At 44.7% G+C, this 25,119-nt stretch carries 21 protein-coding genes and 1 tRNA gene; 5 read left to right on the top strand and 17 right to left on the bottom strand.

Translation table 11 applies throughout. The features are described 5' to 3' along the window. Positions 1 to 4: 4 nt before the first annotated feature. The 5 genes from folE2 to ggt form a co-directional block, all read right to left on the bottom strand. Positions 5 to 817 carry a GTP cyclohydrolase FolE2 gene (gene folE2, locus BMY62_RS05030; protein ID WP_090657297.1) on the bottom strand — a complete coding sequence of 271 codons (813 nt, stop codon included), beginning with the start codon at positions 815 to 817 and terminating at the stop codon, positions 5 to 7. Between the two features lie 101 nt (positions 818 to 918). Beyond that, on the bottom strand, positions 919 to 2,763 hold the full coding sequence (dxs, locus tag BMY62_RS05025; protein WP_090657295.1) for a 1-deoxy-D-xylulose-5-phosphate synthase: 1,845 nt from the start codon (positions 2,761 to 2,763) through the stop codon (positions 919 to 921). Between the two features lie 41 nt (positions 2,764 to 2,804). Continuing rightward, on the bottom strand, positions 2,805 to 3,698 hold the full coding sequence (locus BMY62_RS05020; RefSeq protein WP_090657293.1) for a polyprenyl synthetase family protein: 894 nt from the start codon (positions 3,696 to 3,698) through the stop codon (positions 2,805 to 2,807). Next, complete coding sequence (locus BMY62_RS05015; protein WP_090657291.1) at positions 3,688 to 3,942, bottom strand: exodeoxyribonuclease VII small subunit; 255 nt, start codon at positions 3,940 to 3,942, stop codon at positions 3,688 to 3,690. Before BMY62_RS05015 ends, BMY62_RS05020 begins: the two co-directional genes overlap by 11 nt. A gap of 204 nt (positions 3,943 to 4,146) precedes the next feature. Beyond that, positions 4,147 to 5,817, bottom strand: a complete 1,671-nt coding sequence (gene ggt / locus BMY62_RS05010; RefSeq protein WP_218142937.1) for a gamma-glutamyltransferase — start codon at positions 5,815 to 5,817, stop codon at positions 4,147 to 4,149. A 368-nt stretch (positions 5,818 to 6,185) separates the two neighbouring features. On the opposite strand from ggt, the gene BMY62_RS05005 reads away from it, so the two are divergent. Then, a complete protein-coding gene (locus BMY62_RS05005) occupies positions 6,186 to 6,668 on the top strand; it encodes a hypothetical protein (RefSeq protein WP_090657289.1) in 483 nt (160 codons plus the stop codon). 155 nt (positions 6,669 to 6,823) lie between these two features. On the opposite strand, the gene BMY62_RS05000 is transcribed toward BMY62_RS05005, so the two are convergent. Both BMY62_RS05000 and BMY62_RS04995 read right to left on the bottom strand, forming a co-directional pair. Beyond that, on the bottom strand, positions 6,824 to 7,708 hold the full coding sequence (locus BMY62_RS05000; protein WP_177170295.1) for an HDOD domain-containing protein: 885 nt from the start codon (positions 7,706 to 7,708) through the stop codon (positions 6,824 to 6,826). Between the two features lie 571 nt (positions 7,709 to 8,279). Then, a complete protein-coding gene (locus BMY62_RS04995) occupies positions 8,280 to 8,765 on the bottom strand; it encodes a surface-adhesin E family protein (RefSeq protein ID WP_256207430.1) in 486 nt (161 codons plus the stop codon). Positions 8,766 to 9,072: 307 nt separating this feature from the next. On the opposite strand from BMY62_RS04995, the gene BMY62_RS04990 reads away from it, so the two are divergent. Beyond that, on the top strand, positions 9,073 to 9,822 hold the full coding sequence (locus tag BMY62_RS04990) for a protein-L-isoaspartate(D-aspartate) O-methyltransferase (protein WP_090657286.1): 750 nt from the start codon (positions 9,073 to 9,075) through the stop codon (positions 9,820 to 9,822). Between the two features lie 8 nt (positions 9,823 to 9,830). Continuing rightward, positions 9,831 to 12,263, top strand: a complete 2,433-nt coding sequence (locus BMY62_RS04985) for a spermine/spermidine synthase domain-containing protein (RefSeq protein ID WP_090657284.1) — start codon at positions 9,831 to 9,833, stop codon at positions 12,261 to 12,263. A 354-nt stretch (positions 12,264 to 12,617) separates the two neighbouring features. On the opposite strand, the gene BMY62_RS04980 is transcribed toward BMY62_RS04985, so the two are convergent. The 9 genes from BMY62_RS04980 to BMY62_RS04940 form a co-directional block, all read right to left on the bottom strand. Further along, entirely contained in the window at positions 12,618 to 12,944 is a 327-nt protein-coding gene (locus tag BMY62_RS04980) for a WXG100 family type VII secretion target (protein ID WP_090657282.1), read from the bottom strand. A gap of 277 nt (positions 12,945 to 13,221) precedes the next feature. After that, positions 13,222 to 14,766: an AbgT family transporter gene (locus BMY62_RS04975; RefSeq protein WP_218142936.1), complete on the bottom strand. Its 1,545-nt coding sequence runs from the start codon at positions 14,764 to 14,766 to the stop codon at positions 13,222 to 13,224. Between the two features lie 131 nt (positions 14,767 to 14,897). Further along, positions 14,898 to 16,061 (bottom strand): acetylornithine deacetylase, encoded by a 1,164-nt coding sequence (gene argE, locus BMY62_RS04970; protein ID WP_090657280.1) that lies wholly within the window; start codon positions 16,059 to 16,061, stop codon positions 14,898 to 14,900. A gap of 99 nt (positions 16,062 to 16,160) precedes the next feature. After that, complete coding sequence (locus BMY62_RS04965) at positions 16,161 to 16,574, bottom strand: septal ring lytic transglycosylase RlpA family protein (protein WP_090657430.1); 414 nt, start codon at positions 16,572 to 16,574, stop codon at positions 16,161 to 16,163. Between the two features lie 265 nt (positions 16,575 to 16,839). Continuing rightward, complete coding sequence (coaE, locus tag BMY62_RS04960; RefSeq protein ID WP_090657278.1) at positions 16,840 to 17,436, bottom strand: dephospho-CoA kinase; 597 nt, start codon at positions 17,434 to 17,436, stop codon at positions 16,840 to 16,842. 6 nt (positions 17,437 to 17,442) lie between these two features. Continuing rightward, positions 17,443 to 18,303, bottom strand: a complete 861-nt coding sequence (locus tag BMY62_RS04955) for a prepilin peptidase (protein ID WP_177170293.1) — start codon at positions 18,301 to 18,303, stop codon at positions 17,443 to 17,445. A gap of 115 nt (positions 18,304 to 18,418) precedes the next feature. Further along, positions 18,419 to 19,645, bottom strand: a complete 1,227-nt coding sequence (locus BMY62_RS04950) for a type II secretion system F family protein (RefSeq protein ID WP_090657275.1) — start codon at positions 19,643 to 19,645, stop codon at positions 18,419 to 18,421. 194 nt (positions 19,646 to 19,839) lie between these two features. Then, on the bottom strand, positions 19,840 to 21,249 hold the full coding sequence (locus BMY62_RS04945) for a GTPase/DUF3482 domain-containing protein (protein ID WP_256207429.1): 1,410 nt from the start codon (positions 21,247 to 21,249) through the stop codon (positions 19,840 to 19,842). Between the two features lie 6 nt (positions 21,250 to 21,255). Then, positions 21,256 to 22,641 carry a DUF2868 domain-containing protein gene (locus BMY62_RS04940; protein ID WP_090657271.1) on the bottom strand — a complete coding sequence of 462 codons (1,386 nt, stop codon included), beginning with the start codon at positions 22,639 to 22,641 and terminating at the stop codon, positions 21,256 to 21,258. 194 nt (positions 22,642 to 22,835) lie between these two features. Here BMY62_RS04940 and BMY62_RS04935 point away from each other — a divergent pair, with 194 nt between their 5' ends. Next, positions 22,836 to 23,537 carry a type 1 glutamine amidotransferase gene (locus tag BMY62_RS04935; RefSeq protein WP_090657269.1) on the top strand — a complete coding sequence of 234 codons (702 nt, stop codon included), beginning with the start codon at positions 22,836 to 22,838 and terminating at the stop codon, positions 23,535 to 23,537. A gap of 23 nt (positions 23,538 to 23,560) precedes the next feature. Here the strand turns inward: BMY62_RS04935 and BMY62_RS04930 are convergent, their stop codons facing one another. Beyond that, positions 23,561 to 24,577 carry a metal-dependent hydrolase gene (locus tag BMY62_RS04930; protein WP_090657268.1) on the bottom strand — a complete coding sequence of 339 codons (1,017 nt, stop codon included), beginning with the start codon at positions 24,575 to 24,577 and terminating at the stop codon, positions 23,561 to 23,563. Positions 24,578 to 24,753: 176 nt separating this feature from the next. On the opposite strand from BMY62_RS04930, the gene BMY62_RS04925 reads away from it, so the two are divergent. Beyond that, positions 24,754 to 24,829 (top strand) — tRNA-Thr (locus tag BMY62_RS04925). Positions 24,830 to 25,119: the final 290 nt, after the last annotated feature.

Below are 25,119 nucleotides of genomic sequence, written 5' to 3'. Positions count from 1 at the left end.
GTGATCAGATACGAACTGCTGTTTTTTTATCATGTTCGATCAATGCATAAGCCGAATGATTATGTATTGATTCAAAATTTTCTGATTCAACTATGTACGCATCGATTCGCTCATCCTTATTCAGGGTATCGGCTATATCTCTGACGATATCCTCAACAAACTTGGGATTATCATAGGCTTTTTCTGTTACATATTTTTCGTCTGGACGTTTAAGCAATCCGTAAAGCTCACATGATGCATTATCTTCAGCAATTTTAATCAGATCTTCAATCCATACGAAACTGTTGGTGCGCGCGGAAATTGTTACATGCGAGCGCTGGTTGTGTGCACCATAGTCGGATATTTTCTTTGAACAAGGACACAAACTGGTTATCGGCACAACCACTTTGATCGTAAAAGCATATGCTTTGTTCTTGATCTCGCCTATAAATGTAACTTCATAATCCAGCAGACTTCTGACGCCGGAGACGGGTGCTGCTTTGTCGACAAAATAAGGAAACGTCATTTCAATATGGCCGGAATCACTTTCCAGCTTTTCTACCATCTCCTGCAAGATGGTTTTAAACGACTCCACTGATATTTCCCGTTCATGGCTATTGAGAATTTCAACGAACCGGGACATATGCGTGCCCTTAAACTTATGCGGCAAATTTACATACATGTTAAACATGGCAACAGTATGCTGTACACCATCATCTTTATCCGCAACCACAACCGGATGACGAATTGCTTTGATGCCGACTCGGTCAATTGCTATACGTCGTGTATCGTGTGTACTCTGTACATCAGCGATGGGCAAATCTATTTCTTTATTCATGTCTATCCCATCCTATTTTAGAGATTGTTAATTATGTTGATACTAAATACAAACAGACTTAAAACCATTTAAATGATCCGGCTTGTGCGACTCACAACCAATCAGGACAGATATTCCCGCACGGACTGGACAATGCCGCTCTTATCCAATCCACAGTCCGCCAACATATTAGCATGATCCCCCTGTTCAAGAAAAACGTCAGGAAGTCCCAATTGCAATGTTCTCACATATATTTTCTGTCTACTCAACGATTCGACTACCGCACTCCCGGCGCCTCCCATGATAGTGTTTTCTTCAACTGTGACTAGTAGATCATGATCATCTGCCAAAGTTGCAATCAATTCATTATCTAACGGCTTTACAAAGCGCATATCGGCGACTGTAGCATTCAATTCTTCAGCGGCTGACAGGGATGGTGCAAGCATGCTGCCAAAGGCGAGAAAAGCAATTTTTTCACCTTTTCGACGAACCACACCACGACCAATAGGTAACTCAACCATATTTTTTTGAGCTTCGATGCCTGGTCCCGTTCCACGTGGATACCTGACTGCAGACGGCGTATCAAGTTTGAAAGCAGTATATAGCATTTGCCTGCACTCATTCTCATCCGATGGCGTCATGACAGTCATATTGGGAATACAGCGCAAATACGACAAGTCAAAGCTTCCTGCATGTGTTGGGCCATCAGCGCCGACCAGTCCCGCCCGGTCTATCGCAAAAAGAACCGGCAGATTTTGTATAGCCACATCATGTATCAACTGATCATAAGCCCGCTGTAGGAACGTTGAATAAATCGCCACAACTGGCTTCAATCCGTTACAAGCTGCACCTGCTGCAAATGTCACCGCATGCTGCTCTGCAATACCAACATCAAAATACTGATCGGGAAATTCCTGAGAAAACCTAACCAGCCCAGACCCTTCCCGCATCGCCGGTGTAATGCCTATCAGACGCGTATCACTGGCTGCCATATCACATAACCATTCACCAAAAATATGGGTGTAGGTTGGTTTGCTAGATGGCTTGGCAACAATACCCTCTTCCGGATTGAACTTGCTAACCCCATGATACAGAATCGGATCTTCCTCAGCAACCTTATACCCCGCGCCTTTCCGGGTAACCACATGTAAGAATTGTGGCCCTTCAAGATATTTGATGTTCCTCAGCGTTGTAATCAGCACTTTGAGGTCGTGACCATCTATAGGACCGATATAATTAAATCCAAACTCTTCAAAAAGCGTGCCTTCGGGCGTCACCATCCCTTTCATATGTTCTTCTGCGCGCTTGGCCAGCTCCAGCATAGGCGGCACTACACCAAGCATTTTTTCACCCGCCCGGCGTGCAGTTGCATAGAATCGACCTGACATCAACTTTGCAAAATAATTATTCAGCGCACCAACCGGCTTCGAAATGGACATATCATTATCATTCAGTATAACCAGCAGATTGGCATCCATAACTCCCGCATTATTCAGTGCTTCAAATGCCATACCCGCACTCATCGCGCCATCACCGATAATTGCAACTGCACGTCGGTCACTTTTTTCCAACTGGGTTGCGACGGCCATACCGAGAGCCGCACTGATAGATGTGCTTGAATGCGCGGTTCCAAATGCATCATATTCACTTTCATCACGCCTTGGAAATCCCGAAATACCACCCTGCATGCGCAGCCTACCCATTGCTTCTCGTCTACCCGTGAGTATTTTATGCGCATAGGTTTGATGGCCCACATCCCAGACCAGCTGATCATGCGGTGTATTAAACACATAATGCAGTGCTACTGTTAACTCAACGGTACCCAGATTGGATGACAAGTGACCGCCGGTTTTAGAAACTGAGTTTATTAGAAAACTACGCAATTCCTTGGCATACTCAAATAAATCTTTAAGTTCAAGTTCGCGTAATTGAGCTGGAGAATTGATACGATCTAGCAGTGAGTACATTCAAATTCTGAAAATTTATTAACTTTATGATATGAAAACAATTAGAATTCACGTTTTATAATAAAATCGGTGACCTGGCGAAGCCTTAGAGCAGCGTCCCCAAACTCTCGTAATATCCGGTCGGCGTCCTGTTGCAGCTTTTCCGCTCTCTCTCGTGCTTCACGAACACCCATGATACTGACATAAGTCGGTTTATTATTTTCGGCGTCTTTACCAGCAGTTTTTCCAAGTGTTGCAGTGGTGGCCTCTGCATCAAGCAGATCATCGACGACTTGAAATGCAAGGCCGACACATTTAGCAAAATGATCCAGTTGATTCAGTTGTTCGTCATTTAACCGGTTGCTGCAATGTGCGCCCAGCATCACAGCAGCTCGTATCAATGCACCGGTTTTGTGAATATGCATGAACTCCAGCTCTGGCAATGCCAGTGTTTTCCCCACGTTATCCAGATCAAATGCCTGACCACCCGCCATACCCCTGGAGCCGGAAGCATTTGCAAGCTGTCTGATCATGCTTAGCTGTGTCTTTGCATCCTCAGTCAGCTGTTTTTCCGCAACCAATTCAAACGCGAGCGTCTGCAAGCTGTCCCCTGTCAATAACGCGGTTGCCTCATCGAACTCGACATGGCAAGTTGGTTTGCCGCGTCTGAGCACATCATTATCCATGCATGGCATATCGTCATGAACAAGTGAATATGCATGAATTAACTCAACAGCCGCTGCTACTACCGTTACACTTGCGACATCGGCCTGTCCCAACTCACCAGCAGCAAATGCCAACAGCGGGCGCACTCGTTTTCCACCACCAAGTACTGCATACCGCATCGCTTGGTGCAAACGTACTGGCACGCAATCTACTGAAGGCAAACGTGAATCCAAAAAATTTTCAATAGATGCCTGACAATGACTCGCCCAGCTCTGGAAATCAGCGGTCATGGACTTCGGGCATTGTATAGTTTTTTAACAGATCAGCCTCAAGAATACGTACTTGCTGTTGAGCATCCTGCAGTTGCTTCTGACAATATTGCAGCAATTCGGCGCCACGTTTGTATGCGGTCAATGAAGCTTCCAAAGACATCTGCCCTGCTTCCATTGCTGCAACAATATTCTCGAGTTCTGCCGACGCTGCTTCAAAGCTTTCTGGCTGCGAGGAAGCGGATACTTTTGTTGTTTTTGCCATAATGCTGTGTGACAAGAATAAGAATAATTGTAAGCCAAGAATATGCGTTTAGTTTGTAATCGTTGAAAATAACGTAAATAACAGCCATTGGTCAATTTTATTTTACCATGCCAGCCTGATCATTAGATCAATGCTTTCAAATTCGGTCATATACAGGATTACCGCAGTGCCTTGTTGCTACACTATTACTTTCTGTATTATGAATCAATAATGTATATCTACTACTCCTCTCGGATCACTCGCGACCAGCGACTGTCGGTTTTGTTTATCGACAAGTATCATTTGCATATTGCCCCATTTTCGCGGCATTGCACGCACTTCATGCCCTTTGTATTGCAATGCTTGTATCCAATTGGAGCCATATGCTTCGGGTTCAATCTGAATAAAATCGGGCAGATATTGATGATGAAAACGCGGTTTAGCTACCAATTTTTGAGGATCTGTCTGATTATTATTCACAAAATCAAGAATCACCAGCAACACCATACTAATGATGCGCGATCCACCAGGTGTTCCGAAAATCAAAATGTTTTCATCAGTTTCCACAAAAGTGGGTGACATACTCGATAAGGGACGTTTACCCGGCGCAATGGCATTTGCCTGCGAACCGTACAAGCCGAAGACATTGGGAATACCCGTGCCCATTGCGAAGTCGTCCATCTCATTATTTAGTAAAATTCCGGTGTTCCCTGCAACAAATCCGGAACCAAAAAAAGTATTGATACTCATCGTAGCAGCAACACGGTTTCCATCTTTATCAAGGATTGAAAAGTGTGTGGTTTCTTTGCCTTCATTATTGACCGGTTGTGATGGCACACTTATCCCGGCTCGTTCTGGGTTTATCAAGGCCGCTTGTTGCCGTGCATAAGCTTTACTGGTTAGCCGTTCGATCGGAACCTGCACAAAATCACTATCCCCAAGTAATTCGGCACGATTTTTATAACTGACCCGCAATGCTTCAACGACCAGATGCACACGCTCGGATACATTGCTTTCTTCAAAATTCAACGATTCAAGGATGTTTAATGCCTGAACAAGGGTCAAACCTCCTGCTGACGGCAATGACGCAGAAGTGATAAGCGCATTTTCATACCTGAACTGCATGGGTTTTCGTTCAATGACACGATAACGGGCCAGATCCCGCGCGTGCCACACGCCTCCCGAGTTTCTAACAGAACGAATCAATTCATGTGCTACCGGACCTTCATAAAAGCCCTTACTCCCCGACTGCGCAATCGCACTTAATGTTGCAGCAAGCTGAGACTGGCGAAAAAGCTGGCCGGGTTCAGGCGGTTTTCCGTCAGGCAAAAATATCTTCGCGGTATCTGTGTATTTCGCAAGCTTTTTCTTATGAAATTCAAGTGCTTGAGCAAATCTATGATCAACTCTGAAGCCTTCCCGCGCCAGACGAATCGCCGGAGCCAGACTTTGTGCCAAGTCCAACCGGCCGTATCGCCGTGATATATAAGCCAGTGCCGCAGGAGTACCGGGGATTCCGGCTGCTAATGGGCCATTCAAAGATTTACCCGGAACAGGCTGATTGTTACCATCCAGATACATGGTTTCAGAAGCTTCTTCGGGTGCAATTTCACGCCCGTCGATCATAATATCTCGATCCACATCTGCTTCATGCAGTAACCAGAATCCTCCTCCTCCCAGACCTGAGGCATATGGCTCAACAACAGCCAGCGTAGCACTCACAGCAACAGCGGCGTCAAATGCATTACCGCCTTGGTCCAGAATTTCGTAACCAGCAGAAGTCGCCAGACGATGTGCCGACACAACAGCAGCGGATGTACCCGCATAAGCCTGACAGATAACTCCGGCCCATACAATGAAGCTCAAAATGCACAAACCATAGCTGCTTTTTTTCAAACATAACTGCATAATCAACATATAAATAAAATTTCTTGCTTCTAATAAAAGTAATTATTCCATTCTTATGACTGTTATCATATTGATACAATGATTTGTCTATGGCAAGATTCACAGGTTTTTTTAATACATCATTGAAAAAAAACCTGTGGTCAGCTACACATCTAATTAAGAAAATATTGCAGATATTAACAGGCAGTTACTCAGTTAATATGATATTACTTGCTCTTAATATTTAGCGACTACACTGTGGATTTTCCAGTTTCCACCGACACAAGTTGACAGTAGTAAAATCAATACAAATATAGCGCGTTAAAAAAACCGACAATACAGCAGTCTATTAATTTTATGTAAATGAAGGGGTTACCTTGGAAGAGTATATTGATCAAATTTCCAAATATTTTGAAACCGTACCACTATGGCCGTTTTTCTTATTTGGTTTCGTGGGTTTGGTTGCCATAGCTGTTGAAATAGTCAACCGCAAACGTCGCGAGGAAGCAATTGAAAATTTCCGCAATACGATTGAAACCGAATTGGCACCTATGTACCCCAAACATATTCGCTGGCCGGAAAATGTCAATCAATATTTATGTTCCCGTTTGCCCGAAATGCAGCATAATTTCGAGGTATTAAGAGTTTTTATTCCGCAGAAGCAACTGCTCAGCTACAACACAGCCTGGAATAAATATTGCGACTTCTGTCGTAACATTACAGATGAGATCTGTGCCGCATCCGAGCAATCTACAAACGCTTCTTCAGGAACCGGGAATGGCACTTCAGTTGATGAAAACGATCCGAAGAAAGTATTTCATAAACTTGTTTCTGACTTACTTGAATTTTCCAAGAAATAACGGATATCTGAATGCAGGCGTGCGCATTCGATTTTGAAAATTTATGTCGCTCTGTTTGTAAATGATTATCCATGTGATCGGTTATCGGTCGATTGATGGCATGCCACTTTACACGGTGCGAAACAGGATGCTGTGTATAATAGATATTCAGAAGTTCAAGCCATAAGGCCACGAGCCAGTTCTTCAAGTTCGGAACGGCATTCCACGACTTTTTCAAGTTCAATTTCTGCATCAGCTTCGTTGATGCCTAGTTCATCCATCATCGCTGACGTTTCAATATGTTCGCAGGCATCAGGCACACCATCTTTGTGTAACAGCCGATTAGTCGTAGCAACAAGTTTTACGTAGTTCACATGCTTGCCAACACTGTCAGGATAATGATGTTTGGCCGCCATCATAATCACCTCCTCAGGCAGACACCAGGCCTTTAGCAGATAGAGACCGATGAGATCATGAGTAATGCCAAAATGCTGAATTTCAAGCGGCCTGATGTCCTGATTTGGATTTTGTCCTATCATCTCATTGAGACTCGCAAACTCTCTCGGACAAAAATGCGCAAACATCAGATAGCCAAAGTTATGAAGCAATCCACCCAGATAAGCAAGTTCTGGATTTATACAATGTTTTTTTTCCAAAGCCCTTGCTATTTGACGACATAATTGAGCACACAGAAGCGCGTCTCTCCAGAGGCAAACACGACCGAGCGGTCCGTAATTCGGCATTTTGAGCGAGCCTGACGCGGCCACACTCAAGGTCACATTTAATGCCGTTGCATAACCAAGTACCAGGGAGACAGCATGCGTCACAGAAGTTATTCGATCGCCGTATCCAAATATAGCCATCCGTGCGTATTTCATGACAAAAGCCGCCAGAGAGGGATCGCTTTCGATTACACAAACCAACTCATCCAGGTGTGCATCCGGTTTATTACGAAGCAATAAAATTTTACTGGCTGTTTCCGGAAGCGGGGGAATCAATTCTGTTTGTTGCAGTGTCTCGCGTAAATTTTCATTGAGTACCTGCCTATTATGTACATTCAAAACTTTCACCTTTCCCTCTGTTCTCCTGAGCTTTCAGATTTAAATATAAATCCTGAACAATTTAGATCTGTCAAAACCATGAAATTCGTATTGTTTTTATCGTAACTCCTGACTCAATCTTTAGCATACTGTTAAAAAATACCCCGAGTACATTATTACAAAGCCAATTTTGAATGTTGCATTTCGACCCAGATAGGAGCAATAGCATGTACGGAGTAAAAGCAGGTATGGTGTTTTATAAAAAAACCGTGGTAGCAGCTGCTGTTTAAAACGGAGAGGAACGATAACTCAGATTATTGCAGTAGCCTGTAGGCGTCCAATTTGAATAACAACACCTGAATAACTAAGACACTATCGTTAGTGTTAGAAATTTACACGATCAAAATTTACAGACCATTATTCATTCGCTTTGATAACGCAATAATGGCACATCAACAGAAAAAACCTAAAAATCGCCAATAAAAATGCGATTCCTTGAATTTATTAACAGCTGTTCTGTTCACAGCAACGAATCTAAACGAAAATTCTCTACGGCCAAAACAGCTCAATTCAGTAGCTTTGTCACACATAACTACGGCTCGGTACATGCAGCAGTCCACTCAACCTCTTTCATACTATCCGGCTGCACACGTTCCCACTGCTGGGGCTGATTATAGGAACGTAGTAATTCTCCTTTCTCCATATTCCAGCTGAATAATGAAAAAGCGAGTGTTCTTATACCTGCCTCTCTGCAATTATAGTCTCGACGTATTTTTTTAGATAAAAAATTGGTACCGGATGCTCTTTGTTCAGATTTATAGTCATACAAAACCCACATTTTGACCCTTCCTCCAGCTCTTTGGGCCGAAGTTAAATCTGCATAAACAACAAAAGCACCCTTCTCATCGCTTTCTGCAATCTGAGTCCACTCTGCCCATACAGGCAAGGTTATCAGTGTAAGCATCAAAATTATTAATATTTTTTTCATAGTCGGTATATGTTTGGAACACATCTCAGTCTGCGACTTAAACAGGCTGATCTCATCTAATGGTTTTATCAGATTAAACTTTCTATCCATATTGAGATTCTTACATTATCACTACACTAACGCAAATTATCAGCGCAATACGCATTTTCCAAAAACTGTTTTTTTTTCAAAAAAACCACAACAACAAACTGATAAAAATATATTTTTATTGATATTCTATTAAACAGGAGAAAATCCGAACACCCTGCCATGTTTAAAGCAAACATCAATTGTTTTCATTTTACTGAAGATCAGGCAGCTGCATGTAGAAAAACTACTATTAGTTCCTGCTACTGTGAATTGTATAAAACACCCAAAACCCCATACTACAAATTACCCAATCTATTATGAGGGACTTATGAATTACCTTATTCTCAAACAGTTTATACTACTTTGGTTGACGCTTTCCCTTTCAATCTTGGCCTTACCTGATGGCCTCGCCAAAGACCCTTTTGCAGTTAAAAGAGCAAAAATGATTGAAACCATAGAAGCGGAAATCAAAACCGGATACGGTAATCTGGCAAATAAAAAGCTTGATGACAATGTCATTAGCGCACTCAATTCTGTGCCTCGCCACGAATTTGTACCAAAAAAACTGCAGCACAGTGCATATGACAACCGGCCATTGCCGATTGGTCACGGGCAAACGATCTCACAGCCCTACATTGTAGCCATAATGACTAATTTACTGCATGTTGGTAAAAATGACAGTATCCTTGAAATCGGCACCGGCTCAGGTTACCAGATTGCGGTACTTGCTGAATTGGTCAGCAAAGCATACAGTATAGAAATTATTGAGCCATTGGGCAAAGAGGCACAGGCGCGTCTGCAGCGACTTGGTTACGACAATATCACGCTTAAAATCGGCGATGGTTACTACGGCTGGGAAGAACATGCTCCTTTTGATGCAATAATCGTGACGGCTGCCGCCAGCCACATACCGCCTCCACTGATCAAACAGTTAAAACCCGGTGGTCGCATGCTGATTCCAGTAGGCTCACGGTTTATGGTTCAAGAACTATTACTGGTAGAAAAATCGGAAGAAGGCAAAGTCCGCACGCAGCAATTATTGCCTGTTGCTTTTGTACCGTTAACAGGTAAACATTGATTTATTCGATGAAAATCAGGCCGCCGTTTTTTACAATAGCGCTACTGTCATCCGCCATACTCGGGTATGAGATTCTGCTGATGCGGCTGTTTTCTATTATTCAATGGCATCATTTTGCCTATATGATCATCAGTCTGGCATTACTGGGGTTTGGCGCAAGCGGCACATTTATCTCGATTTTTCAGGACTCTTTCAGCAAAAGATTCTCTCATGTTTTTCTTATTAATATCATGCTGTTCGCCCTTAGCAGCATCGGCTGTTTTTTGCTGGCGCAGTCAATACCTTTCAATCCTGACGAAATTCTTTGGGACTATTGGCAACCGCTACGACTGCTCGGTATTTACCTGTTACTGGCGCTTCCTTTTTTCTTTGCCGCCAATGCAATTGCACTGGCATTAACCTGCTTTCATTGGCGTATCGCAAGTCTTTATGCATTTGATTTAATGGGCGCAGGACTGGGTAGTCTGGGAATTGTTTTATTACTGTTTGTAGCCATGCCGTTACAAGCGCTTTTTATTATTGGCTGTATTGGACTGGGGGCACTGGTTCTTGCTGCATGGGAGCTAGGATTTCAGCAACGAAACACAGTTTATACTGTATCGTTAGTGATAGGCATTACAATAATAATATTACATAATAACAACGAGTTGCGATTATCTCCCTACAAAGAACTGGTCCAAATACAGCGCATACAGGGTACCGAAATCATCAGCGAGTACTCCAGTCCGCTGGGCCTGCTTTCAATCGTACAAAACGACATCATTCCGTTGCGGCATGCGCCAGGATTAAGCCTGAATGCAAAAACCGAACCACCCGAGCAAATCGGAGTTTTTACCGATGGGGGCGGCCTTACTGCCATAACACGCGAATCCGGAAATCCTGCTGACTATGCTTATTTAGACCAGACAACATCGGCGGCACCCTACCACCTTGCACAGCTGAACAAAGTGCTGATTCTGGGTTCTGGTGGTGGCAGCAGCATTTTACAGGCACGGTATCATCAGGCACAGCAAATTGATGCTGTGGAATTAAATCCACAACTTATTCGTCTGCTGCATGAAGATTATGCCGAATTTACCGGCCACTTGCTGAATGGCGATACAGTACAGCTTTTTCAAGGAGAAGCGCGCGGATTTATCAGTGAAACACAAGAACATTATGACCTGATCGAAATTGCATTACTGGATTCGTTTGCGGCTTCGTCGGCGGGTTTGTATGCATTGAATGAAAGTTATCTTTATACCGTCGAGTCGCTGCAAGATATGTTAAAAAAATTGCAGCCCGACGGATATCTGGCAATTACACGCTGGATAAAGCTGCCACCTCGCGACAACCTTAAGCTGCTAGCGACCGCTGTTGATGCTCTGGATAATTCAGGTGCAACGAACCCCGGCAACCAGTTAGTATTTCTTCGCAGTTGGCAAACCGGCACTTTACTGATCAAAAACCGCCCGTTCACAAATGAAGAAATTGAGGCACTAAAAACGTTTTGCAATGCACGCTCTTTTGATCTTGACTGGTATCCCGGCATCACCCCCGACGAAACAAATCAGTTTAATCAGTTGGCGGAATCCTATTTTTTTCAGGCTGCAAATGCGATCATTAACAATGAGCGCAAGGATTTTTTCGAACGCTACAAGTTTGCACTGGAACCAGCGACTGATGATCGCCCTTATTTCTTTCACTTTTTCAAATGGTCGGTATTGCCGGAAATCATCTCGCTACGCAACAGCGGCGGACTGCCCCTCCTTGAAGGCGGCTATCTGGTACTGATTGCAACACTTTTTCAAGCGCTCGTTGCCAGCACTATTTTGATATTACTGCCTCTACTTTTTTTTAAAAAAACAATCATGACAGCCTCGCCAGTCACAGCAGCAATCAGCAGAAATCGCGTAATCATATATTTTTCAGCCATCGGACTGGCATTTTTATTTATTGAAATCGCTTTTATTCAAAAATTTATCCTGTTTCTGCATCATCCGCTGTATGCCGTAGCGATCATACTGACAGCTTTTCTGATGTTTGCCGGATTGGGTAGCGGGTTTTCCCAGCGATTAATCCAGTCCGGCCTTTATCAACCTGCAATCACCTTTGCAGTAATTGGCATTGTTGTACTTGGCTTTCTATACATGGCTTTTTTACAGTCGATTTTCTCAACCAACCAGTCATTAACCATGCCGCACAAGATTATTCTGACTGTCAGTTTGGTCGCACCGCTGGCTTTTTTGATGGGAATGCCATTTCCACTGGCTCTGGCAAAACTAGGTAACATAGCCCCGGAAATGATTCCCTGGGCATGGGGTATCAACGGGTGTGCTTCAGTTGTGAGCGCCGTGCTGGCTACTTTGCTGGCTATTTCAATTGGGTTTAATGCGGTGATTGTACTTGCTTTAGTGTTATATAGCCTGGCTTGGGCCAGTTTCCCGATACAGCGCAGTTAAAAGCCACTCGTCTGTCCTATATCTGCAACTGCAAAGACACAGATTATTTTTTCTAAGTGGCTACTGCCACCCTTTTATCACCGGATTTACGGGAACCGACTAATTTGGCATCTTTGAACCAGACAGCTACACAATTTATTTTACAGTGCCGCCTCGATAAAAGCGTTAGCCAGCATCTCGCAACGTTCCATCCATAAAGGGCATTTCTGTAGACTGTCCCATTAACCGTTTAAACCGGTAGCGGTTCCTCGCCGTGAAGGCTATGTTCTGATCGATTACCGGTTTAAACGGAACAACTAACGCTTACGTTATCCGCTAATTTGGAATTAACGCAAGGCTGTTTAAATTGACTTCCTAATAACCACTGCTGGATCTTGCTTTTTCCTCGATGTCATCACTGGCATCTTCAACTTCATCACCAGCATCTTCGAGTGCGTCCCCCAGCTCTTCCATTGTCTCGTCTGCGCCTTCCATGGCGCTATCCATGGCCTCTTTTGTATCTTCAGCAGCAGTGTCCAGTTTGTTGTTAACCTCGTCGGTGGCGTCACTCAAGGTTTCTTTAGTATCTTCAATGGTCTGATCAATCGACTCACCCATACTTTCTGCTGAATCCTGATCAGCACAAGCCACCATAAAGAAAGTTAAAGTAACAAACGACAGTATCCAAAATACACTTCTCATACTCGTTCCTCCATATCCTTTGTAAAAGAATTATCACAATGTGTGCATGCACATTTCAAGAACGATATAACCACAGCTGCTTGTCCGAAACAGACATAAAACCACTCAGCACACATTTCATTTTCATCTTAACATCCACTTTTTATTTCAGCAAATTCACAATTTGATATCCGACTTTCGTCATTGCTTTGCGTTAGGTAAAAATCCAGACTATTCAACACCATCATTAATACAATAATCATCAATACAAATAACAGAATTAGACAAGTGAATACTGCTAAGGGTAAATATAACTTGCTTGAACACCGAGCGGTAAGCCCACAAAAGCATACAACAGCAAAAATAAGGTCCACGTTACAAGAAAAGCTACTGAATATGGAAGCATCATCGCTACTACTGTCCCGATCCCTGCATGTTTAGTGTAGCGCTGGCAGTACACAACTACAAGCGGGAAATATGGCAGCAACGGTGTAATGATATTGGTGCTCGAATCACCGATACGGTACGCTGCTTGTGTCAAATCAGGCGAAATACCAAGTTGCATCAGCATGGGCACAAAAATCGGTGCAAGCACTCCCCATTTTGCACTGGATGAACCTACAAACAGGTTGATGAATGCGGTAATTAGCACAACCCCAATAATGGTAATCGTCGAAGGCATTGCCAAAGCCTTTAGTGCTGCCCCACCTTGCAGAGCAAGCAGAACACCAAGATTCGACTGTCCAAACGCATATACAAACTGGGCGATAAAAAACATGATGACAAGATAATAAGCCATCTGGTGCATGGCATTAGTCATACCATCAATGATATCTTTGGCACTCTTCACCGTACCAGCCACAATACCATAAACACAACCTGGTATAACAAACATCAGGAAAATCAATGAAACTATGGAACGCATGATCGGGGCAGAGCCGGAAGTAAGATCACCCGAGGCATCCCGCCATGACGAATCGGACGGCCAGGCTGTAGCGATTAAGACAGCAATGCTTAGCAAAAAAATTAATCCGGCTGCACGCAAACCATTGTGCTCTTCTGGTTGCAGTGCTCGCATATCAGTATGCCCCCCGGAATCACCGGCATATTCGATATGCTGCAGGCGTGGCTCAACGATCTTCTCAGTCACATACCATCCAAGCCCGACAATCAAAATGGAAGAAGCAGATGTAAAAAAATAATTGTTGAGCGGATTCAACACAACATCGGGATCAAGAATCCGGGCTCCTGCCTGCGACAGACCCTGCAATAACGGATCAAGCGATGAAGGTAAGAAATTTGCTGAAAAACCACCTGAAACACCTGCAAAAGCGGCAGCAATTCCGGTCAATGGGTGCCTTCCTGCAGCATAAAATATAACACCACCCAGCGGTATGACTAGCACGTAGCCTGCATCGACAGCAGAGTGACTGATGATGCCGGCGCAAATGACCATGGGGGTCAGAAATCGTTTCGATGTAACACTCAGCAAAGCCCGTAATGCAGAATTGATAAAACCAGTGTGCTCAGCAACACCAATTCCCATCATTGCCACCAGCACTACACCTACCGGATGAAAATGCGAAAAATTAGTCACCATAACCGACAGAAATTCGGTTATTGCTGCGCCAGACAACTGGTTATGGATAATGAGCGGGGCTTCAGTACGTGGATCAATGACATCGAACGGTATGTACGAAAGCAGCCACGACAATAGCCAGATAGCAAGCAGCAATCCTACAAACAGGATTGCCGGATCAGGCAACCTGTTGCCTGCCCGTTCGACGGTTTCAAGCATACGTATGGAAAAGCTAAGTTTTTTCTTTTGCATATCCTCGGGCATGCCTATTCTTTTATCATTTCGAATATCTGACTACCAACAGTTCAGGCAACCAGTTATTTGTGTACAGGCCTTGCATTATGACAAGCTGCTAATAAACGAGACTGTTTCGAGCACTAATCAGCTTATATTTGCTACAGGCAATACTCTGCAATCAAATCAGTCAGAATATCCACACATGGCCGGATGTTTGACAATTCAAGATATTCATTGGGCTGATGTGCCTGGGCGATATTACCTGGACCCAGAATGACAGTATCAATGCCAAGTTGTGTCAGGTAGGGACCTTCGGTACAGAATGCAACAGCATGTGATTCGGCATGCGTGTATTGTTCACAGCTTCTGACAATTGGCGACTCTTTGGGCGTCAGCATTGGAGGTGTACCCTGTTTTAACGGAAACAATTCCCATTGTATCTCCGTATTCGCGAGCAGGGTTTTTAAACGTAAATGCAATTCATGATGAACAGATTGAATATCCATATCCGGCAACAAACGGATATCGAAATGAACCTCACATTGGTCACAGATACGGTTGGGATTATCACCGCCATGAATATGGCCAAGATTCAAGGTCGGTACCGGAATAGTGAATCGTTTATCCTGATAGCGACTCTGCAAATCGTCTCGCCAGCGCAATAATTCTCCAAGTACCAGATGCATGGGTTCCATTGCATTCAAACCCAGTGCCGGATTACTGGAATGTCCACCACGTCCGATCAGCCGGATACCGTTCATAATCATGCCTTTATGAGCGTTGACCGGTCTGAGTCCTGTAGGTTCGCCAATAACAGCATAACGCGCCGGCAGTGGTTTCTGCGCCAGCATGGCAGCCCCTTCCATTGAGCTCTCTTCATCGGCTGTTGCCAGAATGACCAGTGGCTGTTTAAACCGGGTAGCATCAAATTGTCTACATGCCTCGATAACCAGAGCGAAAAAACCTTTCATATCGGCCGTACCAAGTCCATACAAACGATTATCCTGCTCTGTCAACTGAAAGGGGTTAAACCGCCAGAACTTCTCTTCGCAAGGAACTGTGTCGGTGTGACCGGCCAGCATCAATCCATGAGGCATCGTCTTTTCCTGAACAGGTCCAATAGTTGCCACAAGATTGGCTTTATGTGGCTGTTCGGTCAATGGCATGACATCTATTGTAAAACCTAGGGCTTCGAACCAGGTTGCCAATAAATCGACCACGGCACGATTGCTCGTGTCAAATGCCGGATTAACACTGCTCATGGATGGCAGGGCAATGAGCCGATGCAGCATGGTCATAAGATCAGGTGTGCTTTTTTTCATAATCGTTATCGACTTACAGTTATGCAGTAAGCACTGTCCTTGAAACTACGCCTTCATGATTATTTCAACTCAATTAAAAATGCAATCCCAGAACAGCGGTCAGGGATTGTTTGCCAGGGTCTCCAGGTATTCAACTTTTACTTTTCCAAGTCCCTGTTTATCAAGTCCTATTCTCTTTGCCGCGCCATGCGATAAATCAATCAGGCGGTTTTTTTTGAACGGCCCACGGTCATTAACCACTACGTCAACCGATCGTCCGTTTCTCAAATTGGTCACACGGACTTTTGTTGGCAGCGGCAGCGTTTTATGTGCTGCAGTCAATTCCCGGGGATTAAATCGGACACCCATTGCGGTACGGTTGCCGGACTCAGATCCATACCAGGAGGCAATTCCACGCTCACTGTATCCGACAGCGGAACGCATCGGATGATAGGTTATGCCTCTTACAGTATAGGAACGATTATAAGGCGCATTTATTGGAGAAGGCGCTTTGATCGTTGAGGTTCTCGGCATCGGGGCCTTCAAGGGTTGCGTGCAACCTGAAAAAAAAACGGCAATTAAAATCAATAAGCTGATTGAAAAAAAACTTTGGAAATTGAAAAGACTTTGGATATTGCTACTTTCCGGGCGCAATGGCAGCACGCGACAATTTAAAGTTTGATTTAGGTTCATCTTCATTGAGAAATGCTCTCCGCACGTCGATCAACTAGTCACTGTTTGTTAATGCGCTACTTGTACTACAGGTTTCACCCCAAGATCAAGTAAATTCTATGATGAATTATTCAGCCAGGGTAAGATAAAAATGATGAAGCCGGACAATCTGCGCTCTAAGATGGCCAAAATCCCGGTTATTACGAACAATATCATCCGCTTTTGTTAGACGGAACTGGCGGTCAACCTGCGTCGCCATAATAGCCTTGACGTCCGCAGCGCTCAATCGACTGCGCGCCATGGTTCGAGTCACCTGTAATTGTTCATCGCAGTCAATAACAAGAACGCGCTGAATCAGGTGATCATAGTCCCCAGTTTCCAATAACAAGGGAACAACAACGATCACGTATTGCGAGAGGGATCGTTGAACATGAGAAGAGACTTCATCGAGAATAAGCGGATGCAACAGCCGTTCAAGTTTTTGTCGATGAGCACTGTCAGAAAAGATCAGCTGGCGCATTTTCTGCCGGTCAAGTGCACCACTTTCGGTAATATAGGCATCACCAAACAAGCCGCATATTGCTGGAATGGCAGCGCCGCCTGATTGCGTCAACAGACGTGCAATTTGGTCAGTATCGATGACATCAACACCCAGTTCTGCAAAAATTTCACCTGCTGTGGATTTGCCGCTACCAATGCCACCAGTCAAACCTATGACAAACATGAAAAATCAGAATAGACCAAAATATGCGTGATTGATTTCCTGTCCCCAGAATAATGCAATGAGTGCCCCGCCGGCCAGATATGGGCCAAAAGGAATCATAACGTCTTTGTTAAGCTTTGCCGCTATGATTAAACCGACACCAACCATAGCCCCAACAAGTGACGAAAACAGAATCACCAGCGGCAAAATGCTCCAACCAAGCCATGCACCGATAGCTGCCAGCAGTTTGAAGTCACCAAACCCCATACCTTCCTTGCCCGTGATCAGTTTGAAAACCCAGTATACCATCCACAACGACAAATACCCTGCAACTGCACCTATCACAGCCGAATGGAGATTAGTAAATCCGTTTTGCATATTAACCAGGATACCCAGCCACATTAACGGTAATGTAATATTATCCGGCAACAAGTGGGTATCAATATCGATTGCAGCCAGTGCAATAAGCGACCACACAAAAAAAAGGGCAGCGACCATCTGCCAGCCCCAGCCGAAATGCCAAGCGACAAAACCGCTGATTACACCAGTGAATACTTCAATCATGGGATAACGCATGGATATCGGCGAACGGCACTCGGAACAGCGCCCCTGCAAAAATAAATAGCTAATAACAGGTATATTCTCCCAGAATGCAAGCTTATGCTGGCAATGAGGACAATTCGAACGAGGGGTGGCCAGATTGAAAGCAGGGGCAGCTTCAACTTGCTCCCCCCGAAATTCCGCACATTGTTGCTGCCAGCTTCTTTCAATCATCTTGGGCAGACGGTAAATAACCACATTGAGAAAGCTGCCGACCATCAAACCAAGAACGGCGGTCAGAGTAATCAATAGTGAGATGGACTCCTGTAACTGTACGATCATAGGCATTAAAAAAAATGTTAGGTAGCACGAGAAAGTTTATCAAACACAAAAGGTTACCCGTTAATCGCAAACTGGCACCACACAGCGGTGACAAGTTTGTAGGACAACAGGTTTTCAGCACTTAACCAACTGCCATACCCATTTTAAAGATTGGCAGATACATAGCAACAACCATACCACCAATCAATGTTCCCAGCACCACCATAATCATCGGCTCCATCAGACTTGATAACGCTTCCACAGCATCGTCCACTTCGGCTTCATAAAAATCAGCAATTTTACTCAACATGGAATCCAGCGAACCTGCTTCTTCACCAATAGCGACCATTTGCAATACCATATGGGGAAATAATTCAGTACCCGCCATAGATGATGTCAGGGAGTTACCTATACTCACTTCAACCTGAATTTTCTTGGTTGCCTCATAGTAGACATAATTGCCCGCAGCTCCGGCAACCGAATCGAGCGATTCAACAAGTGGCACCCCAGCGGCAAACATGGTTGACAGCGTCCGCGACCACCGGGCAATTGTCGCCTTGCGAATAACATTACCAAATATGGGCAATCTGAGCATCAACCGGTCAATAACCCGCTGCATGGCGACTGAACGTTTCCAGGCATAAAAAAAGGCATAGATACTGCCCCCGATTGAACCGAATATCGCCCACCAGTATTCAACAAAGTAGTCTGAAATCGTCATAACAAATAATGTTGGTCCAGGCAAATCCGCACCGAAATTATCAAACAGATCTTTGAATGACGGAATTACAAAAATCATCATGATCGCAGTAATGATGAAAGCCACGACAATAATCGAAAGGGGATAAAAAAGTGCGGATTTGATTTTTCCTTTGATGGCCTGAATCTTTTCTTTATATGTCGCCAGCCGATCGAGTAAGGTATCGAGAATACCCGCCGCTTCGCCAGCGCCAACAAGGTTACAAAACAGGTTATCAAAATACAGCGGATATTTTCGAAACGCATCGGCTAAATTGTTTCCGGTTTCCACATCGGTTTTAATATCCAGAAGCAGTTTTCTCATTGCTGGATTATCGTGTCCCTTGCCAACGATATCAAAGGCCTGCAGCAATGGCACACCGGATTTCATCATGGTTGCGAGCTGCCGGGTAAAAAGGGTGATATCTTTGTCCGTAATTTTTCCACCCGATTCATTGACTTTCTTGATTTTTGTAACTTTGATACCCTGACGGCGCAATGCCGACGTAACGACAACAGAGCCGGCGGCACGCATTTCACCTTTGATCTGTTTGCCGGTTTTATCCTTCCCTTCCCAGGAAAAACTGACTTCTTTGACTTTTTTATCAGTACGTGCTGTAACAGCGCCCATATTTACTCCTTAATATCGGGGATTCGAATTAATCAGCTGAGATAACTGACTATTTTCGTTTCAATAGATGGCAGTATATACGGCACGATACCGCGATAACTTAGAGATAAACCGACATGGGAAATACTGTCCGCACTGGAAGCGAACGTCTCACTGCTATGAAAATAGAGCTTGATCAAGTCAAACGGAATACGTCAGCGCTTCGCAGCCGGCTCCGTTTCGTTGTGTAAAATACCCGCAATCAATTTGGACTCTATTTCCAGATATTGTTTATTGTTATTGCGGGATGTTGAAGCTTCATGCCACGCAGGGTTCTGGCGAAGCGTACTGATAAGATTAGACCAGTCTTCAGGCAGTTTTATTTTTTCCGGCGTATCAACCTGCATCGTGTCATAAGCGGCATGTCCTCGATGCATCAGTTTTTCCAATAACTGCTTTTGCCGCAGATAGAGCACCTGTAATGTGTTCTCATCGACACAAAGCCATTGCGTACCCCGCACTGACGCTTTAATTTCATCGCCATAACGCTTGAAAGTAGACCATCCTGCACCCGCGAGAGCACCTAGCGCACTTGCTGCTCCCAGGCTTAAGCCACCGACCATCAGATCAATACCCGCACCCGCTGCCGCACCCTTTGCTGCCGCACTGCCGACATCTAGCCCATATGCTTTCATGATACCAGGCGCAAAAATGTCCAGTTTCCATTGACCGTTACTAACCGGAATTTTCTGGATTGCAACATCTTTCTCCGAAAAATTAAAAATTGACAGCAAATCTTTAAGGCAGTTTTGTTCAGCTTTCCTGACGTAATCGTGCAGTTTGTCTTCATTCAACGATTCAGCAATATGGCCAGGCCTGACATTCTTGCTTTCTCGATAGCTGGCCACACTGACAATCAATTCCGCAATACGTTTTGCGCCGGACAGACAAAGCTGTTTCCAGACCTTGGCACGATAGTCGATCAGTTTTTGCAGCGTGTCGTATTGTGTTTCGACCAGCGTTTGAATTTTCTGATATAAACGCTTCTCAGCTTCAAACGTAAAAGCAACAGTATCAAATTCAAGTGTTGTATGGATATTGTAGACGGCTAATTGTTCTCGCCAGTGATTCAGCTCCTGCCTGTGCTCAGCAATGAAGTTAAAAACCGGAATGATCGGTTTCGACGACCGCGTAAGTATCTCCAGTTCTACACGATATTTTTCCAGAAAAGGCTCACGCACATCAATGACATAGAGTAAAACATCACTGCGTAAAACCTGACGAATGACTTTAGCTTCCTGTTCCAGGGGATCGTGCATGGAGATATTCGTGACGAATTCCTCGAGAATATTCACAGGCGCTACCAATCTGGACTTACCACTCATTTTTTTCAAATGCGCATACAATGCGTGTGTATCTTCCAGTCCAGGTGTGTCATGCAGGTTCAGAACAGGCAAGTCACCCGCCGTAATTGTGGCCTGTTCCACATGACGTGTGGTTCCGGCGGCATCCTCTATTTCGCCGAATTCAGCGCTACGCAACATAGTGCGAATTAATGAAGTCTTACCGGTATTGGTATGCCCGACGACAGCAATATTTAACAGGCGATGTGAGAGGTTTTCCATGATCATTTACTGAGTAATAACCTGCTCGGCTGGAATTCCGCAAGCCTGCGCCAGACGAAACCAGGCCTGCTCCCGACTGTGAGCGACGGGTACAGCCGGATTTTTATTCAACAGCACCAGCCAGGGGCTACATCTGGTAGCTGCAAGCAAATCGCTGACGATACGCTGAATACCCCGGTCTGGCAAACGATGTGCAGCAACACCAATGAGTAGAGATCCATTCAGTGATTTAACCAGTTGAAGCGCTTCCGCTTGTGTTTGCTGATCAACAATATTCAGGTGGCAAACCACCGAACCAGGCCAGACAATTTTTTCGTCGAGCTCAATACCAACTGCATATGCCTGATCCGGTACTGTGTTGTTAACCGTAGCATAGTTTACTTCTGCCGGTTTCTTATTCGCAAGCGGATCGGCATCGATAATTTTAGAACTGTCTTTACGCGTCATCAGGCGCTGGCGCAAATCGATGTAATATGGCAGATACAAATCCAATTTAAACCGGCGTTCAGACCACTTCAGCATCAATGCTGATAAAACAAGCAGCACTAAACGAGGAAACAAACCGTAAATCAACAGCACGCCAATCAAAAACCGCGCCCATGCGCCGCGTGTTTCTGCGTCCTGCTCTACTATTCCCATCCTGCTTGCAGCAATCTGCCGGCTGTCAGGTATCTCAAAGCCTATCAAGACCAGTGGCTTGCCTAATGATTCCGTCAGTCGGGGCAGACTATGTTCAGGCAGCAACGTGGTTCCCCAGATAAAATTATATTGTTTGGCCAACATTAGCAGGACCAGCAATACGAGTCCTGCAGCCAGATAAGTCAGCCAGAATTGATGAGTAAGCACACTGACACGCCACTTTCCAATAATACCAGTCAGGCAGCTCTCCCACCAGGCAAGTCTTGCCAGTGATTCCATTGTATCCTTTTCTTTTTTTCGGAAAGGCCACCAGCCAGCCAGTTGCGCTGCAACACCACTGCTCAGTCCCTGCAAATTCAATACAATGCCGGTCGTCCACAAAATCAACGACAGCAAATGAAAACCCAGCAGTACCGAAAGCAACCAGTAGATATTCAATGTTTGCGACACACTGACAGCATTCGCTGCAGCCAGACAGCCCAGAATCGCAGCAATGATCAGACAAATCTGACCAGCGCGCCTGAATTGTTGACGCGGTTTTGTAATTGCATCATCCAGTTCGTTATCACGAATCAGAGAGTTTGCGCGTGTGGTCAGCCTTTGCGTAAAATCGGCATATTTGAAATCCGCCATAGATTGGTTTCTTATATCCGCCACGCCAGCGTAAGACAGCTCCTCGGATTTTACAGCTTCTATGGTGCGTATCTGTTCAACTCGCACCAGATCATCGAATGAATTTTTTTTGACTGACATCGAATAACAAAAATAACAGCAAATAAAAAAAACCGGTTATGACTATTGATCAACCATAAATTTTAGCGATCATACAACTGCAAGGAACCAGCAAACCGGCATAAAATTGACAGGCATTATCAGAAGAAAATAAGATGACGGTACCCATCATACATATGGACTAATTTTTCAGACTCATAGTTAGCGAACACTTCATGAAGCCAGTTGCTATTTTCAGATATCTGCCCATAGAAGGGCCCGGCTATTTTGCCACATTTCTCGACAACAATCATATTCCGTGGGAATTGATCAAAATCGATGCAGGCAAAGAAATGCCGATTAACGCGGAACCATACAGCGGATTGGTTTTTATGGGCGGCCCGATGAGCGTTAATGATGATTTACCCTGGATTGAGCCAACACTGAATATAATTCGGCAGGCAGTGGCACGGGAAATACCCGTTCTGGGACATTGCCTGGGTGGTCAGCTAATAGCCAAGGCCCTTGGCGGTATCGTTACACAGAATGTATGCAGAGAAATGGGTTGGGGCGACGTCCAGGTAGCGCAAAACCCGGTAGCTCGTGCATGGTTCAATGACATATCAGAATTTGAAACCTTCCATTGGCATGGTGAAACCTTCAGTTTACCGGAAGGAGCCACTTGTATTCTTTCCAGCCCACACTGCGAAAACCAGGCCTTTGCCATTGGTATTCACCTGGGTATGCAGTGCCACGTTGAAATGACCGAGCGCATGGTTAAAGACTGGAGCGATGTCAATTTCCAGGAAATCATTCAAATGGATGAGCCGACTGTCCAGTCTCCAGCGGAGATGGAAAAAAATCTGACTGAGCGGGTAATAAAGCTCAATAATATTGCCGATCGGCTGTACGCAAAGTGGATCACGGCTTTAAAATAGCACGTACCAGACTGACCTGGGTTTCAGTCCAGATCCTGTCCCATCAGCAACGACATGAATTTTTTCCTCGTTTCACCGGAAGCATCACGGTACAGCGTATATCTGGCGTGTTGCTCAGGCTGCGCCATGTCTATCTCGATACCCCAGAGCGGCGCCAGCGACATGGGAAGATTGGAATATCGCACATCAATCAACACCTCAGCATGCTCTGGCTGCCCAGTCCAGAGAGCCACCAGACCATCGGAAAAATGCGTGAACCGTTCAATGTCGCCAGCCAGAACGGATGAAAACGGCAATTCGCGCATATCACGTGAAAAATCAAACAATTCAATTGAGTCTCCAGGATAAACCCGCACATCTGAAAACAGTCCAACGCGCACCGCATCGACATACAACTGTCCATCGAACTGATAAATCGAACGCCACAACACCAGATTTGCCAGAGTCGGTTTAACCAGCAGGCGCTCGATCGTATGTCCTCTCTCAACAGCCAGTTTCTCAGCAACGCTTTCTGCACGCTGCAACTGCGTCCAGCCAAACGACAAATAAATCCCAGCCAGCAACAATCCGACACGCGCTGCAATAACGGTATATTTCCTGAAAGCGACCACAACCGCAGTCAGCAGGATTAAAGTAAACACCGGATCAATAACCGAAATCATATTGAGCGCTATACGCGCATCACTAAGCGGCCACAGCAAATGCGTACCATAGCTGGTAAACGCGTCAAGCACTCCACTCAGGCAATACCCCAGAAACGCAAACAAATAAATACGCGCAAACGGCAAACGCTTGCGTAAAAATGGCCACAACAGCAAAGTCGCGATTAACGCGCCAAACGGAATAAAGAAAACAGAATGCGTGAAATGCCGGTGAAACTCGATATTCAGCAAAGGATCGTTCTCTGACCGAATCAAGATGTCCGCATCAGCAATCAATCCGGCAAAAAAACCCACGCCCGCAGCTAGACGCACATCATCACGCCGTGCCCCCGACTGTGCCATACCCGCACCAAGCAACCCTTGTGTTAATAAATCCATTGTCTATGAATGAGTAGATACATAACAAAATTCTGATTCTGAGGCTAAAAAATGTAAGTATATACGTTATAACACACGAAGATACGTGCAAAATCTGCACAAAAGCAAATCAACTATTTACCCGCCCCACCACTAACAACTATAATACTGGATTATTTCAAACGCACACCAAAAAAGCTGTTGTAGCTCAGTTGGTAGAGCAACTGATTCGTAATCAGTAGGTCGGAGGTTCGACTCCTCTCAACAGCACCATTAAATCAATAAGTTATATGCCAATACTGATAGCTATATGAACTAATAAGATTGTTCGCTCAATTTAGTCCTAGTTACAGTCCCAGTAAGTAGTTTTATTGGAATCAAATATTTTTTGAATTTCTTCTTTATCTTCTTTAATCAGCAGACAAACTTAAATACAAATTTGCAAAATACCTTTCTTGAAAAATAACTGTATGCGTCCGTTACGTCCGTCTAGAATTTTTATAGTTTTAATGCTTCGATAAATTTCGGAGCGAGTGGCAACAACTCATCGATACGGCTGTTAG

Source organism: Nitrosomonas marina (genome assembly GCF_900111605.1).
Taxonomy (GTDB): domain Bacteria; phylum Pseudomonadota; class Gammaproteobacteria; order Burkholderiales; family Nitrosomonadaceae; genus Nitrosomonas; species Nitrosomonas marina_A.
The sequence above is the reverse complement of the archived record's forward strand: the minus strand, read 5'-3'. Positions and strand labels throughout refer to the sequence as shown.

Excerpts from the sequence above, each read along its gene's own strand:
- BMY62_RS04965 (WP_090657430.1), bottom strand. The coding sequence starts at position 16,574 with ATGCCGAGAACCTCAACGATCAAAGCGCCTTCTCCAATAAATGCGCCT.
- BMY62_RS04980 (WP_090657282.1), bottom strand. The coding sequence starts at position 12,944 with ATGAGAAGTGTATTTTGGATACTGTCGTTTGTTACTTTAACTTTCTTT.
- argE (WP_090657280.1), bottom strand. The coding sequence starts at position 16,061 with ATGAAAAAAAGCACACCTGATCTTATGACCATGCTGCATCGGCTCATT.
- folE2 (WP_090657297.1), bottom strand. The coding sequence starts at position 817 with ATGAATAAAGAAATAGATTTGCCCATCGCTGATGTACAGAGTACACAC.
- BMY62_RS04955 (WP_177170293.1), bottom strand. The coding sequence starts at position 18,303 with ATGCCTATGATCGTACAGTTACAGGAGTCCATCTCACTATTGATTACT.
- BMY62_RS04940 (WP_090657271.1), bottom strand. The coding sequence starts at position 22,641 with ATGTCAGTCAAAAAAAATTCATTCGATGATCTGGTGCGAGTTGAACAG.
- BMY62_RS04945 (WP_256207429.1), bottom strand. The coding sequence starts at position 21,249 with ATGGAAAACCTCTCACATCGCCTGTTAAATATTGCTGTCGTCGGGCAT.
- BMY62_RS04985 (WP_090657284.1), top strand. The coding sequence starts at position 9,831 with ATGAAAATCAGGCCGCCGTTTTTTACAATAGCGCTACTGTCATCCGCC.
- coaE (WP_090657278.1), bottom strand. The coding sequence starts at position 17,436 with ATGTTTGTCATAGGTTTGACTGGTGGCATTGGTAGCGGCAAATCCACA.
- BMY62_RS04935 (WP_090657269.1), top strand. The coding sequence starts at position 22,836 with ATGAAGCCAGTTGCTATTTTCAGATATCTGCCCATAGAAGGGCCCGGC.
- BMY62_RS04995 (WP_256207430.1), bottom strand. The coding sequence starts at position 8,765 with ATGGATAGAAAGTTTAATCTGATAAAACCATTAGATGAGATCAGCCTG.
- dxs (WP_090657295.1), bottom strand. The coding sequence starts at position 2,763 with ATGTACTCACTGCTAGATCGTATCAATTCTCCAGCTCAATTACGCGAA.
- BMY62_RS04930 (WP_090657268.1), bottom strand. The coding sequence starts at position 24,577 with ATGGATTTATTAACACAAGGGTTGCTTGGTGCGGGTATGGCACAGTCG.
- BMY62_RS05015 (WP_090657291.1), bottom strand. The coding sequence starts at position 3,942 with ATGGCAAAAACAACAAAAGTATCCGCTTCCTCGCAGCCAGAAAGCTTT.
- BMY62_RS04950 (WP_090657275.1), bottom strand. The coding sequence starts at position 19,645 with ATGGGCGCTGTTACAGCACGTACTGATAAAAAAGTCAAAGAAGTCAGT.
- BMY62_RS04990 (WP_090657286.1), top strand. The coding sequence starts at position 9,073 with ATGAATTACCTTATTCTCAAACAGTTTATACTACTTTGGTTGACGCTT.
- BMY62_RS05020 (WP_090657293.1), bottom strand. The coding sequence starts at position 3,698 with ATGACCGCTGATTTCCAGAGCTGGGCGAGTCATTGTCAGGCATCTATT.
- BMY62_RS04975 (WP_218142936.1), bottom strand. The coding sequence starts at position 14,766 with ATGCCCGAGGATATGCAAAAGAAAAAACTTAGCTTTTCCATACGTATG.